Origin of the sequence: Chitinimonas lacunae, assembly GCF_042650885.1 — a bacterium.
In the GTDB taxonomy this organism is placed as follows: Bacteria; Pseudomonadota; Gammaproteobacteria; order Burkholderiales; family Chitinimonadaceae; genus Chitinimonas_A; species Chitinimonas_A lacunae.
This window is the reverse complement of the sequence record NZ_JBHSBU010000001.1, coordinates 3564597-3577217: the sequence shown is the minus strand read 5'-3', so window position 1 is coordinate 3577217 and position 12621 is coordinate 3564597. Positions and strand designations below refer to the sequence as shown.

Annotated in this window: 12 protein-coding genes; all 12 read left to right on the top strand. The window is 65.1% G+C overall.

All coding sequences use genetic code 11. The annotated features are described in order from the left end of the window. The first annotated feature begins 5 nt into the window (after positions 1-5). The 12 genes from traD (at position 6) to ACFOW7_RS15305 (ending at position 12527) form a co-directional block, all read left to right on the top strand. Positions 6-2165 (top strand): type IV conjugative transfer system coupling protein TraD, encoded by a 2160-nt coding sequence (gene traD, locus ACFOW7_RS15360; RefSeq protein ID WP_378165848.1) that lies wholly within the window; start codon positions 6-8, stop codon positions 2163-2165. After that, on the top strand, positions 2162-2911 hold the full coding sequence (locus ACFOW7_RS15355; RefSeq protein WP_378165846.1) for a TIGR03747 family integrating conjugative element membrane protein: 750 nt from the start codon (positions 2162-2164) through the stop codon (positions 2909-2911). Before traD ends, ACFOW7_RS15355 begins: the two co-directional genes overlap by 4 nt. Positions 2912-3316: 405 nt before the next feature. Next, complete coding sequence (locus ACFOW7_RS15350; RefSeq protein WP_378165844.1) at positions 3317-4600, top strand: hypothetical protein; 1284 nt, start codon at positions 3317-3319, stop codon at positions 4598-4600. Positions 4601-4846: 246 nt separating this feature from the next. Continuing rightward, positions 4847-5197 carry an integrative conjugative element protein, RAQPRD family gene (locus ACFOW7_RS15345; RefSeq protein WP_378165842.1) on the top strand — a complete coding sequence of 117 codons (351 nt, stop codon included), beginning with the start codon at positions 4847-4849 and terminating at the stop codon, positions 5195-5197. Continuing rightward, positions 5194-5433 (top strand): TIGR03758 family integrating conjugative element protein, encoded by a 240-nt coding sequence (locus ACFOW7_RS15340; RefSeq protein WP_378165840.1) that lies wholly within the window; start codon positions 5194-5196, stop codon positions 5431-5433. Before ACFOW7_RS15345 ends, ACFOW7_RS15340 begins: the two co-directional genes overlap by 4 nt. A gap of 21 nt (positions 5434-5454) precedes the next feature. Further along, positions 5455-5817 (top strand): TIGR03745 family integrating conjugative element membrane protein, encoded by a 363-nt coding sequence (locus ACFOW7_RS15335; RefSeq protein WP_378165838.1) that lies wholly within the window; start codon positions 5455-5457, stop codon positions 5815-5817. Positions 5818-5820: 3 nt separating this feature from the next. Further along, a complete protein-coding gene (locus ACFOW7_RS15330) occupies positions 5821-6231 on the top strand; it encodes a TIGR03750 family conjugal transfer protein (RefSeq protein WP_378165836.1) in 411 nt (136 codons plus the stop codon). After that, complete coding sequence (locus ACFOW7_RS15325; RefSeq protein ID WP_378165834.1) at positions 6228-6917, top strand: PFL_4703 family integrating conjugative element protein; 690 nt, start codon at positions 6228-6230, stop codon at positions 6915-6917. Before ACFOW7_RS15330 ends, ACFOW7_RS15325 begins: the two co-directional genes overlap by 4 nt. After that, positions 6914-7810: a TIGR03749 family integrating conjugative element protein gene (locus ACFOW7_RS15320; protein WP_378165831.1), complete on the top strand. Its 897-nt coding sequence runs from the start codon at positions 6914-6916 to the stop codon at positions 7808-7810. The genes ACFOW7_RS15325 and ACFOW7_RS15320 overlap by 4 nt, the downstream gene beginning before the upstream one ends. Next, positions 7800-9242, top strand: a complete 1443-nt coding sequence (locus tag ACFOW7_RS15315; RefSeq protein ID WP_378165829.1) for a TIGR03752 family integrating conjugative element protein — start codon at positions 7800-7802, stop codon at positions 9240-9242. The genes ACFOW7_RS15320 and ACFOW7_RS15315 overlap by 11 nt, the downstream gene beginning before the upstream one ends. Next, entirely contained in the window at positions 9223-9654 is a 432-nt protein-coding gene (locus ACFOW7_RS15310) for a TIGR03751 family conjugal transfer lipoprotein (RefSeq protein ID WP_378165827.1), read from the top strand. The genes ACFOW7_RS15315 and ACFOW7_RS15310 overlap by 20 nt, the downstream gene beginning before the upstream one ends. Then, on the top strand, positions 9654-12527 hold the full coding sequence (locus ACFOW7_RS15305) for a conjugative transfer ATPase (protein WP_378165825.1): 2874 nt from the start codon (positions 9654-9656) through the stop codon (positions 12525-12527). Before ACFOW7_RS15310 ends, ACFOW7_RS15305 begins: the two co-directional genes overlap by 1 nt. Positions 12528-12621: the final 94 nt, after the last annotated feature.

The window sequence follows — 12621 nt, the reverse complement described above, 5'->3', positions numbered from 1 at the left end:
GGACCATGGCGCCCTCTCATGCGGTCGAGGTGCTGTTGCGTCCTGCGGTCGAACTCTACAGCGTGGCGGCCTGTGCGGGCGCGGCCGTGCTGTGCGTGGTCGCGCCATGGTCGCTTGCCCTCGACCCATTGCTCGGGCACGCCTCGGCCGCGGCGTTTGTCGTGTTCGGGTCGCTGCGGCTCTGCGATGCACTCGTTGTCCTGCGCTACCGACGCCATATCCGGCGGCTGCCGCGCTATGTGATGACGAGTCGCGAGGTGCCAGTGAGCCAGCAGCGCCTGTATATCGGCCGCGGCTTTCGGTGGGACCAGCGACATACCCATCGGCTGATGCAGACCTACCGGCCGGAGTTCCGCCGCTTCGTGGAGCCCACCGCGCTCTACCGGTTTGCCCGCCGACTTGAAGCACGACTGGCGTTCGCCCCAGCCCCACTCTCTACGCTCGCCCGGCTATTGGCCTGGGACAGCCCCTGGAATCCCGCACGACCGCTGCCGCCCGTCGGTGGCTTGCCACGACTGCATGGCATCGAACCGCACGAGGTCGACGTGACCCTGCCACTGGGCGAGCGCGTCGGCCACACGCTGGTGCTCGGCACGACACGCGTGGGCAAGACGCGGTTGGCAGAACTCTTCATCACCCAGGACATCCGCCGTCGCGTCAACGGTCAGCACGAGACCGTGATCGTGTTCGACCCCAAGGGCGATGCGGACCTCTTGAAGCGCATGTACGTGGAAGCAAAGCGTGCGGGTCGCGAAGGCGAGTTCTATGTGTTTCATCTGGGCTGGCCGGACCTCAGCGCGCGCTACAACGCGATCGGCCGCTTTGGACGCATCAGCGAAGTGGCGACGCGCATCGCCGGGCAGCTGTCCAGCGAGGGCAACAGCGCGGCGTTCAAGGAATTCTCCTGGCGATTCGTCAACATCATCGCGCGTGCCCTGGTCGAACTCGGACAACGGCCGGACTACCTGTTGATCCAGCGTTACGTGATCAATATCGACGCCCTGTTCATCGAATACGCCCAGCGCTACTTCGCCCAGCAGGAACCGAAAGCGTGGGAGGTCATCGTCCAGCTCGAGGCCCGACTCAACGAGAAGACCATCCCGCGTCACATGGTCGGACGCGAGAAGCGCGTCGTGGCGCTCGAACAGTATCTGTCGCAGGTCCGCGTGCACGATCCCGTGCTCGATGGGCTACGCAGTGCGGTGCGCTACGACCGCACCTACTTCGACAAGATCGTGGCGTCGCTGCTGCCCCTGCTGGAGAAGCTCACCACCGGCAAGATCGCGCAGCTGCTTGCCCCAAACTATGCGGACCTGACCGATCCGCGCCCGATCTTCGACTGGATGCAGGTCGTCCGAAAGCGCGCGATTGTCTATGTGGGGCTCGACGCGCTCTCTGACGCCGAGGTCAGCGCGGCCGTTGGCAATTCGATGTTCAGTGATCTTGTCTCGGTGGCGGGCCATCTCTACAAGTTCGGCCTTGACGAGGGTCTGCCGGACACCGCGAGCACGACGAAGAGCGCGATCAATGTGCATGCCGACGAGTTCAACGAACTGATGGGCGACGAGTTCATTCCGCTCATCAACAAAGGGGGCGGGGCGGGCGTGCAGGTCACGGCCTACACCCAGACCCTCTCCGACATCGAGGCGCGCATCGGCAACCGTGCCAAGGCCGGCCAGGTGGTCGGCAACTTCAACAACCTGTTCATGCTGCGCGTGCGCGAGACCGCGACCGCCGAGTTGCTGACCCGCCAGTTGCCAAAGGTGGAGGTCTACGCCACGGCCGTGATGAGTGGAGCGACCGACAGCTCGGACCCCCACGGAACGACCGCTTTCAGCTCCAGCACGCAGGACCGCGTCACCAGCACGAGCGTGCCGCTGATCGAGCCCGCGCATGTGGTGGCGCTCCCCAAGGGGCAGTGCTTTGCGCTGATCGAAGGCGGCAATCTGTGGAAGATCCGCATGCCGCTGCCCGCACCCGACCCGGACGAAGTCATGCCGAAGGATCTGCAGGCGCTCACCGGCCATATGCGGCAGCACTATGTCGAGGCCAGCGACTGGTGGGACAAGACGACGCTCCCGGGTTTGCGAGACAGCGCATTGCCGCCCGACCTGCGTGACGACTTCAGGCAGAGGGCGGCTGACGATGATCAGGACACGGCATGAGCGATCCGGCAGTCGCGGCGCAACGCCAGCAGCAACAGCAGCAGGGACTGATCGCGAACCTAGTCACGCTGCCGTTTCGCTTCCTCGGCGTGCTGTGCGGTTCCCTTCTGTTGAGCATTGTGATCGAGTGCGTGGGGATGCACTGGTTCTGGCCCGAGCAGGGCTGGCGGCATGCGCGCGGGATGCTCAACGACGAACTCGAACAACTCTCGACCCATTTCGTCCGCAGTGCGCTGGTGCAGGAACCTGGTCGCACGGCGCATCAGTGGGTCACACACGGCTACGACTGGCTGTTCGTTCGCAGCGGGCTGCTTGACTGGATACGCGAGGCCTCCACGCAGGCGAAAGCGGGCAGCAAGCACGCCACCCAGGATGTTCGCTACTACGTTGGCGTGGTGTACGGCCATCTCGAAAGCTACCTGATCGCCGCGGCCTATACGGTGCTGGTGTTCCTCGTGCGGCTGCTCGTGCTCGGCCTGTCGCTACCGCTGTTTCTGCTCGCGGCTTTCGTTGGCCTGGTTGACGGCCTGGTGCGTCGTGACATTCGTCGCTTCGGGGCCGGGCGCGAGTCGGGCTTTGTCTTCCATCGTGCCAAGGCGAGTCTCGTTCCGCTGATGGTACTGCCGTGGATTATCTATCTGGCCCTGCCAGTCAGTGTTCATCCCTTGCTGATCCTGCTACCGAGCGCCGCACTGCTTGGTGTGGCGACAACTGTGACGGCGTCGACCTTCAAGAAGTATCTCTGAACGCGCTTCCCGCACATCCATGATGTGCGCCGCCTACCGACGCTTACCCACTATGCGATTTTCGACCTGACGCAAATCGGCCGTGCAACTAGGCTAGGGGCGGTGAAAGTGTCGGTTCCGGGGACACGCCTCTCATCGCGAACGAGAGTATCCTCCTGCTTCTCATCATTATCGATGGGGTCTTAGGACTGTTCACCATGAGTCCGGACAGTCCGAGCAAAGCGGCAGTCGCCCCTTCCTCATCGGCAACTTCTGGGAGCTACGCGCGATCCACTGGAGGCTGCATCCAATATGAATCGGCTATTGGCTGATCAGGATGTCCTGCATATCCCAATGCTGCTGGCTCATCAGGCTGGACGACATAGTGAACGCAGCAGGCGTACGACCACAGGCAGAAAGATAAGAATGGACGAAGCAATCGTTGTCTTCTCTCGAAAAGGGATTTTCCAGACGCGAATCGCAGCGCGCGATGTTCGAAGCCGAGAACATGCTCGCAAGCTCTGGCCTCTCGTGTCGCCTGGTGCCATGCGCCAATTGGTGACCTGGGTCAGTCCCACGATTGAGGACGGCAAGCTGCGTCGCAGATCCCACTTCCGCGTGCTCCCTGCTCAACACGCCTATGACACGAAAGCGCACTTCGACGACGAGGAAGAAAGCCGCTGGCGTGCCGTGCAGGAAAGTCCCGAGCACCGCCAAGCGAAAGAACTCATCGCAGCCGAACTCTCCCGACGGATAGCGGCCGGGCTGGCAATGCCATGGTCGTTCAAGGACGCGGATGTGTCGGACTTTCCGCTGGAAGGTAACCTATTGCTGGGTGCCAGCGAAGTCGCCACCGAGCACCTCGTTGAGACCCCATTCGGTAGCCATTTTCGGCTCGACGTTGCCGTGCTGGGGCCACCGATCCAGGCCGAGCCCATGATACTAGGTGGCGTTGAAATCGAACTCGGCCATGCCTTCGACGGCCGAAAGGCGTTGATAGGCAAGTCGCTCGGTTTTGCACTGATCTCTATCGACATCACCGAAATGACGCTGGCCGACATTACGCCGGCGTGGGCGCAGCGCGTATTGACTGCGACCACGCGTAGTCACGAGCAAGGACGTCGACAGACCTACATCTATCTCCACGAGCTCTTATATCCCCTCTATGCACAACTCCCTGCCTTCTTGGATCGCGAACAGCGCCACCAGTTTTTGGTGTTTGCAGACGATGAGAACCTGAACACGCTGGTGCGCTGGATGAATCGGCTTGCAGAGAAGCTGGAGTACCCGAAGGGATCGGTCGCCGTCGCCGTGGTCAACGGCAAGAATGAACAGTCGCGCAAGATGCTGGAACGCGCTGGACAAGTCGTTGGGCCCGACTGGAGCGAGTTCAACGCACAACGATGTTTGCGGCTGACGCTTCCACGGTCCAAGGGCCCGGCGGATCTCCAGGCTCATCGCTTCCATATGACGATGGCGCGCCTCCTGCTGTCACGGAGCGATGCATTGGTCGGCTACAAGTACTGCAATGGCGTGGATAACGACCAGCCAGAAGACGATCTTTGGGTTGCGCGCCGCTGGGAGGCCGACTTTAAGAGCTATAGCGACCATCGGGTACTACCAAAGCGATTGGCCGAGCCGATCAAGCGGTTGATGTCAGTCGTTTCCGACTTGCGCCGCACTCACCACGCCAGCAACGACGAGTCATAAGCCTCTCCATCCTGGTTCGGATCAGCATGTTTGCACGCGGCGCAGTTTTGGCTTGGCGCCTGTGATAGTGCGAAGCGCAAGGAAGACGCAGCCCAACAGCGACTCCACAGCAAACCGAACGGCGTCGATGCTGAGGCATCGCTTGGCCATTGCGAAATGCGGTAGTCCGACAGATCCGATTGATTGCGGCTCGTCCCACGGGCGCCGCGCAGCATCGCTCCATTCGCTTGATGAGGAGTGGAGACGATGGATGCTCAACGTCATGCCGGGGCGGTGACGCGCGGACCGGCTGTGCTGGTCGTTCTCCTGTCGTGCCTGTGTGGTCCTGTCGCCGTTGCCGACACCCCGGAACACCAGCATCTCGCCGCGCTCATTCGCCAGCTCGAACTGGCAGAGCGTCTCACTGCGCACGCCGCCGCAAGCGCCTCGCAAGCCCCCGCCCGTTATCACTTCGACTACACCCGCCTGCGCGCTGACCTCCAGCGCGTCCACGCTGGCATTCACGACTATCTCGTGCCGTACCGCGCGCAACCGCGCGATCCCGTGCCGCTTATTGGCGACTACACGCGCGAGGCACCACGCGAGGCTGCGCGATGAGACCGACTGCCGATCAGGTCGCGGCGTTCCAGGCCAATAGCGGCTTCCCGCCCTCGGCGGTCAGCGTGGTCGTCCTCGGCTTCGTGTTCGCCGTGCTGCTGCTGTGGGGCGCCTGGGCACTGCGCGCGGCCTACACCGGCTGGGCCGAACACCGCATTGCCGAGCGGCAGCTCGTGGCGGTCGTGGTGCGCTTCGTGGCGATGTACCTGGTGCTCACCTTCTTCCTGCTGTCCTGACCTCACGAAAGGCTCCTCATCATGCACACGCCTTCGCACACTTCCCGCCCACTGCTCCGCAATGCCCTGATCGCCGCGTTGCTCACGAGCACACCGCTGACGGCGTTCGCGGCGGGTCTGCCGACCATGGAAGACCCGTCGCGCGGTCAGGGCGACGGCATTCTGCAGACGCTTCAGAACTATGGCTACGACATCGTGATGCTGGTTGCGCTGCTCGTGGTGTCGTCGATGTTCGTCGGCGTCGCTTACCACGCCTATACGCGCTACTCGGAAATCCACACGGGCCGCGCGACCTGGGGGCAGTTCGGACTGACGGTTGCGGTGGGCGCGATCCTGCTCGTCGTGGCGATCTGGATGCTCACCAAGGCCACGGGTGTGCTGTAGGCGATGGCTGCGACGACGGATACGCCGCAGGACGGGCTGGTCACGCTCCTGCCGCATCGACTCAATCGCCAGCCCGTGGTCGTGCGCGGGCTCACCGCGGATGAGCTGTGGGTTTGCGCAGGGCTCTTCGCGACGATCGGATTCGTGTGTGGTGTGCCACTCGCGTGGCTCGCCGGCAGCATCGCGATGGTGCCGACCGCCATCGTGGCGGGGATGGCGACCGGGGTCTTTGTGGGCGGTGGCTTTCTGCGCCGGCAAAAGCGCGGGCGACCCGATACCTGGCTGTATCGCCAGCTGCAGTGGTGGCTCGCGGTGCACTACCCGTCGCTGGCGGGTTATGTGGGCGGGCGCCTCCTCGTGACGCGTTCCGGGTACTGGAGCACGCGACGCACCGGGAAGCGGGGCTCGACATGAGCCGCTTTCGCAACGAAGTCGACCATCTGCAAGCGCATGTCCGTACGCTGCGCCTCGCGCTGGGTGCGCTGTTCGCGGTAGCCCTGCTGCTGGGCTTCGGTTGGTGGAGTGCGCCGAGCCAGCTCACGGTGCATGTGCCGCCCGATCTGCGCTCGGGCAGTACGCGCCGGTGGTGGGATACGCCTCCGGAGAATGTCTACGCGTTCACGCTCTATATCTGGCAGCAGCTCCAGCGCTGGCCCACCAACGGCGAGGACGACTACGCGCGCAATCTGCGCGCGCTTTCCGCCTACCTCACCCCGGACTGCCAGGCCTTCCTGCAACAGGACTACGCCCGTCGCCGCAGTAGCGGTGAGCTGCGTCAGCGCGTGCGCGGCATCTACGAAATCCCTGGACGCGGCTACGGCGACGAGCCGAGTGCACGCGTCAAGGTCGTGTCCGATCGCGACTGGATCGTGATGCTCGATGTCAATGCGGACGAGTACTACGGTTCTGAGCAGATCAAGCGCGCACTGATCCGCTACACGCTCAAGACCGTTCGGCAGGACGTGGACCCGGAGCGCAATCCGTTCGGCCTCGCGCTCGACTGCTACGCCAGTCCGCCGCAACGGATCGAACTTCCCCCCACGCCCCGCCCGGGCAGCGCGGCCTCAGCGCCTGCGCACGCGCAAGGAGAGTTGCCATGAAGCCCGCAACGTTGTCGGCCCTGCTCAACCTCGTGCTCGTGCTGGCCGCCCTGCCAGCCCATGCCATTGAGCTGCGGCGGTGGGAGCGATTGCCCGTGGCGGTATCGCTGCACGTCGGTCAGGAGCGTGTGGTGTTCGTCGACAGCAATGTACGCGTCGGTGTGCCGGCAGCGTTGGGCAACCGGCTCCGCGTACAGAGCGCGGCGGGCGCGATCTATCTCCTGGCGAGCGGCCCGATCGCGTCCTCGCGGCTCCAGGTACAGGATGTCGAGACGGGTGCGCTGATCCTGCTCGACATCACCGCCATGCCCGCCAAGGATGGTCAAGCCGCCCTCGAACCGGTTCGCATCGTGCAGGGTGATGCCGCACCGACGGCCGAGGAGGATCCGGTCCAGTCCGTGGACGGGGAGCGAAGCCAGCCAATGCGGCGGGCAGAGACACCTGTTGCGGTCGTGCTGACGCGCTACGCCGCGCAGTCCCTGTACGCGCCGCTGCGCACGGTCGAGCCGGTCGCCGGCATTCAACGGGTGAACCTGCGCCGTGACCTCGCGCTGGATCGTCTGCTGCCAACGCTTTCTATCCGTGCTCACACGTTGGCCGCGTGGCAGCTCGACGACCACTGGGTGACCGCGATCCAGCTGACCAACACGTCCACCCGTTGGCTCGTCCTCGATCCGCGCGTGCTCCAGGGCCATTTCATCGCGGCGACCTTCCAGCATCCGGATCTCGGCCCGGTCGGCCAGTCGACCGACACCACCGTGCTCTATCTGATCACCCGCGGCCATGGCCTGGCCGAGTCGATGCTGCCGAACCTGCGTCCGTTCGACGCCGGCACGACGCTGCCGTCGTCCACGGTCGCAGGTCACGCCGAAGGAGCGCCCGATGAAAAGTAATCCGCTGCTCAAGTGGCTGCTGATCCCAATGGCGCTGGTGTTGGCACTCATCGGCATCAAGCTGTTGTCGGGTAATGCCGCACGCGAGACGCCCTCGACATCGCCGGCGACGCGCCTCACGCACGAGGAGATGCAGGCGCTCGGCATCGAGGGCGATACGCCCAACGACACCGTGGCGACCCTGGTGGGACAGGTCAAGCAGTTGCGCGGCGAACTGAAGGCTGCGCTCGACGACAACGCACAGCAGGAAGCGGAGAACCAGCGCCTGCGAGCACGTGAGAGTGCGGTCGATCAGCGTATCGACAATGCGCTGGCTGACGAGCGGGAGCAGCTGCAACAGGCACGCGAGCAGGCGTCGAGCGAACGCGAACAGACGCAGGGATTGCTGCAGGACTTGCAGCGTCGGCTCGACACCCTGGCGCAGAAGCGCGAGCAGGTCGAGTTGCCGGTCGGTCTCGGCCTCGAAGCGGGCGATGCGCAGGGCCTCACAGGCGGCAGTGCATCGCTGGGCAGCACGCGCTGGGTGGAGCCCGCCGACGCAAGGCCCGAGTTGCCTCGCACCAATGGGAGTGCACTGCCGAGCTTTCCGACGAGCTTTGCTCCGGCACCGGCGAGCCAGCCCGGCGCGACCGCCGCCCACGACGACACGGGCGACCGTGTCGCGCCCACCCGCCAGGCGGTCTACACGGTGCCGGCCAACTCGACGCTGATGGGTTCGATCGCGATGACCGCCCTGATCGGTCGCGTGCCGATCGACGGCACGGTCAACGATCCCTATCCGTTCAAGGTGCTGATCGGCCCGGACAACCTCACGGCCAATGGCATTGACCTCCCTGACGTGGCCGGCGCCGTCGTCAGTAGCACCGCTTCGGGCGACTGGACGCTCTCGTGTGTCCGCGGGCAGATTCGCTCGATCACCTTCGTGTTCCACGACGGCACGATCAGGACCGTACCCGAGGCGCGCGGCAGCGCCAACGGCAGCCATCCGGGCGACCCGAGCGGTGCGGGCAGCCGCGGTGGCCTCGGATGGATCAGCGACCCGCACGGTATCCCGTGCGTCACGGGTGAGCGACGCTCGAATGCGCAGCAGTACCTCGGCACGCAGGCATTGATCACCGCGGCCGGTGCAGGCGCGGCGTCGCTGATGCCGGCCGATACCGGTCGCGTCGCGGTGGTCGGTAACGGCAGCGGGGCATTGGGCACGGTCGGCATCAGCGGCAGTGAGGCCGTCGGGCGTGTGCTGGCCGCAGGCGTGAGCGACATGGCCGAGTGGGTCAACAAGCTCTATGGCCAGGCGTTTGCCGCGGTGTATGTGCCGCCCGGCGCCCAAGTCGCCGTCCATCTCGAACACGCCCTCGACATCGACTATGACGCCCAGGGGCGTCGCGTCCAACACCGCACCGGAGTCCCCAATGTCTCGGATCTGGATTAAGACGGCGGCGCTCCTGGCCGTCGCGGCCGTGAGTGGCTGTGCCACGAACAAGGCCCAGCTGCTCGCGCATCACGACCGCACGATGCTCGACATCTGGCAGCAGGAAACGGGCGGCCAGGCGAGCGGCAGTGTCGCGGCTCGCCAATTGCTCGACGCACGCCTCGCCCTGCGGCGGCCATTGACCGAGCGCGATCACCAAGCGGCAGGTGCAGACCGTGCGTCCCATGCGCGCACGGCGCGCGATGAGATCGCCGCCCAGTTTCGGCGACTGCCCAATCCTGACCTCGTGATGTATGTGTTTCCGCATCTGGCGGGCTCGCTCGCCGTGCCGGTACCGGGCTACAGCACGGTGTTCCCGCTCCACGCGCGCGTGCCCTACGCGCTGCCGGGTGAGCGGCTGGAGGACTACTGATGGCCTGGCCGTGGCGCAAGGCGGCGGCCAGACACCGGTCCGCCGAGGACGACACGCCCGATGCGTGGCAGCGGCATGTGTCGCAGCTGGCCGCCCATGGGATCGCCGAACCGGGCCTCGCACGCGGTCAGGGCAGACGACCGGCCACCCAGGCCGACCATGCGGCGCGCTACGACGTCGCCCCGTCTTTCGCGGATCTGCTGCCCTGGGTCGAATACCTGCCCGACTCGCAGTGCCTGTTGCTCGAAGACGGTCAATCGGTGGCTGCCTTCTTCGAACTCATCCCGATCGGCACCGATGGCCGTGAGCTCGCGTGGCTGTGGCAGGCGCGTGATGCGATCGAGCATGCGCTGCAGGACGCGTTCGACGAACTCGACGAGCATCCGTGGGTGGTGCAGCTCTATGCCCAGGATGAAGCCAACTGGGATGACTACCTGCGCTCGCTGGCGAGCTATGTGCAGCCGCGTGCGCAGGGAAGTGCCTTCACCGAGTGCTATCTGCGATCGGTTGCGCATCACTTGCGCGCGGTCGCAAAACCCGGCGGCCTGTTTGACGACACGACCGTGACGCGACTCCCCTGGCGCGGCCAGGTCCGGCGCGTGCGCATGGTCGTCTACCGCCGCATCCCCCATGGCGCCGTCTCGCGGCGTGGTCACTCCCCCGAGCAGGCGCTCGCGGTCACCTGCGACCGGCTGCTGGGCGGCCTCGCCAGTGCGGGCGTCAAGTCGCGTCGGCTGCGGGCGGCCGATATCCATGCCTGGCTGCTGCGCTGGTTCAATCCGCATCCGACCCAACTCGGCCCGGACGCCGCCGATCGTGAGCGCTTCTATGCGCTCACCCGCTACCCCGATGAACAGGAAGTGGGTGAAATCGAGCGCACCAGCGGCGATTTCGCGCAGCGTCTGTTCTTTGGTCAGCCACGCTCCGACGTCGCGAACGGTGCGTGGTACTTCGATGGGATGCCCCATCGCGTGATGGTGATGGACCGTCTGCGCACCCCACCGTCGACCGGACATATCACCGGGGAAACACGCAAGGGCGGTGACGCGTGCAACGCACTGTTCGATCAGATGCCCGAAGGCACGGTGATGTGCCTGACGCTGATCGCCACGCCCCAGGACGTGCTCGAAGCGCATCTCAACCATCTTGCCAAGAAGGCGGTTGGCGAGACGCTCGCGTCGGAACAGACCCGCGAGGATGTGCAGCAGGTGCGCCGCCTGGTGGGCAGCGCGCACAAGCTCTACCGCGGCACCCTGGCGTTCTATCTGCGAGGTCGCGACGAGGCCGAGCTCGATGCAAGAGGTCTCCAACTCGCCAACGTGATGCTCACCGCGGGACTGCAGCCGGTCCGCGAAGACGATGAGGTCGCGCCGCTCAACAGCTATCTGCGCTGGCTGCCCGCGGTCTTCGATCCCGCCGCGGATCGGCACCAGTGGTACAGCCAGCTGATGTTTGTGCAGCACGCGGCGAACCTCGCTCCCGTGTGGGGCCGCAGCGCTGGCACCGGACACCCTGGCATCACGTTCTTCAACCGTGGTGGCGGCACGATCACCTTCGATCCGCTGAACCGGCTCGATCGGCAGATGAATGCCCACCTCTTTCTGTTCGGCCCGACGGGTTCCGGCAAATCGGCCACGCTCAACAACCTGCTCAACCAGGTGACGGCGATCTATCGGCCGCGGTTGTTTGTGGTGGAAGCGGGCAACTCGTTTGGGCTATTCGGGGATTTCGCGGCGCGGCTCGGCCTGAGCGTGCATCGGGTGAAGCTCGCTCCGGGTTCGAGCGTGCGGCTGGCGCCGTTTGCCGATGCGTGGCGCCTGGTCGACACGCCGAGCCAGGTGCAAACGCTCGACATCGACGCGCTGGACGAGGAGCCATCCGGCGCGACCACGGCGCAAGCCCGCGACGAGCAGCGCGACGTGCTCGGCGAACTGGAGATCACCGCCCGGCTGATGATTACGGGTGGCGAGGACAAGGAAGACGCGCGCATGACGCGCGCAGACCGCAGCCTGATTCGTCAATGTATCCTCGACGCCGCACAACGCGGTGTGACTGAGCAGCGCACCGTGCTGACCCGCGACGTACGCGACGCACTGCGCGAGCGTGGCCGCGACGCTTCGCTGCCGGACGCACGCCGCGCGCGGCTGCTGGAGATGGCCGACGCGATGGACATGTTCTGCCAGGGCACGGACGGCGAGCTATTCGATCGGCCCGGCACACCATGGCCCGAAGCCGACATCACCATCGTCGACTTGGCGACCTTCGCCCGCGAGGGCTACAACGCGCAGCTCTCGATCGCCTATATAAGCCTTATCAACGCGGTGAACAACCTCGCCGAGCGCGATCAGTTTCTGGGCCGGCCCATCATCAATGTGACCGACGAAGGCCACATCATCACCAAGAACCCGCTGCTCGCGCCCTACATCGTCAAGATCACGAAGATGTGGCGGAAGTTGGGCGCGTGGTTCTGGCTCGCGACGCAGAACCTCGATGACCTGCCCAAGGCTGCGGAACCCATGCTCAACATGATCGAGTGGTGGATCTGTCTCTCGATGCCGCCTGACGAGGTCGAGAAGATTGCGCGCTTTCGGGAACTCACGCCCGCGCAGAAGGCGTTGATGCTGTCGGCGCGGAAGGAAGCCGGCAAGTTCAGCGAAGGCGTCATCCTGTCGAAGTCGATGGAAGTGCTGTTCCGGGCGGTGCCGCCGAGCCTGCATCTCGCGATGGCCATGACCGAACCCGAAGAGAAGGCCGAGCGATTCCAGCTGATGAAGCAGTTCGGCCTCAGCGAACTCGATGCGGCCCTCCGTGTCGCCGAGCGCATCGACCGTGCGCGCGGCATTGAACCGCTACGGTGGGAACTCGCGGCATGACTGAACCATTCGATTCGCCGGGCTTCACGCCGCATTCCCATACAGCTTCATGCGTGCCGATCCCCATCGGCAACATGCCCAGGTAGCCAGCGAT

What these genes read in the sequence shown, in the direction of transcription:
- traD (WP_378165848.1), top strand. Translation starts at nt 6, where the DNA reads ATGGCGCCCTCTCATGCGGTCGAGGTGCTGTTGCGTCCTGCGGTCGAA.
- ACFOW7_RS15355 (WP_378165846.1), top strand. Translation starts at nt 2,162, where the DNA reads ATGAGCGATCCGGCAGTCGCGGCGCAACGCCAGCAGCAACAGCAGCAG.
- ACFOW7_RS15350 (WP_378165844.1), top strand. Translation starts at nt 3,317, where the DNA reads ATGGACGAAGCAATCGTTGTCTTCTCTCGAAAAGGGATTTTCCAGACG.
- ACFOW7_RS15345 (WP_378165842.1), top strand. Translation starts at nt 4,847, where the DNA reads ATGGATGCTCAACGTCATGCCGGGGCGGTGACGCGCGGACCGGCTGTG.
- ACFOW7_RS15340 (WP_378165840.1), top strand. Translation starts at nt 5,194, where the DNA reads ATGAGACCGACTGCCGATCAGGTCGCGGCGTTCCAGGCCAATAGCGGC.
- ACFOW7_RS15335 (WP_378165838.1), top strand. Translation starts at nt 5,455, where the DNA reads ATGCACACGCCTTCGCACACTTCCCGCCCACTGCTCCGCAATGCCCTG.
- ACFOW7_RS15330 (WP_378165836.1), top strand. Translation starts at nt 5,821, where the DNA reads ATGGCTGCGACGACGGATACGCCGCAGGACGGGCTGGTCACGCTCCTG.
- ACFOW7_RS15325 (WP_378165834.1), top strand. Translation starts at nt 6,228, where the DNA reads ATGAGCCGCTTTCGCAACGAAGTCGACCATCTGCAAGCGCATGTCCGT.
- ACFOW7_RS15320 (WP_378165831.1), top strand. Translation starts at nt 6,914, where the DNA reads ATGAAGCCCGCAACGTTGTCGGCCCTGCTCAACCTCGTGCTCGTGCTG.
- ACFOW7_RS15315 (WP_378165829.1), top strand. Translation starts at nt 7,800, where the DNA reads ATGAAAAGTAATCCGCTGCTCAAGTGGCTGCTGATCCCAATGGCGCTG.
- ACFOW7_RS15310 (WP_378165827.1), top strand. Translation starts at nt 9,223, where the DNA reads ATGTCTCGGATCTGGATTAAGACGGCGGCGCTCCTGGCCGTCGCGGCC.
- ACFOW7_RS15305 (WP_378165825.1), top strand. Translation starts at nt 9,654, where the DNA reads ATGGCCTGGCCGTGGCGCAAGGCGGCGGCCAGACACCGGTCCGCCGAG.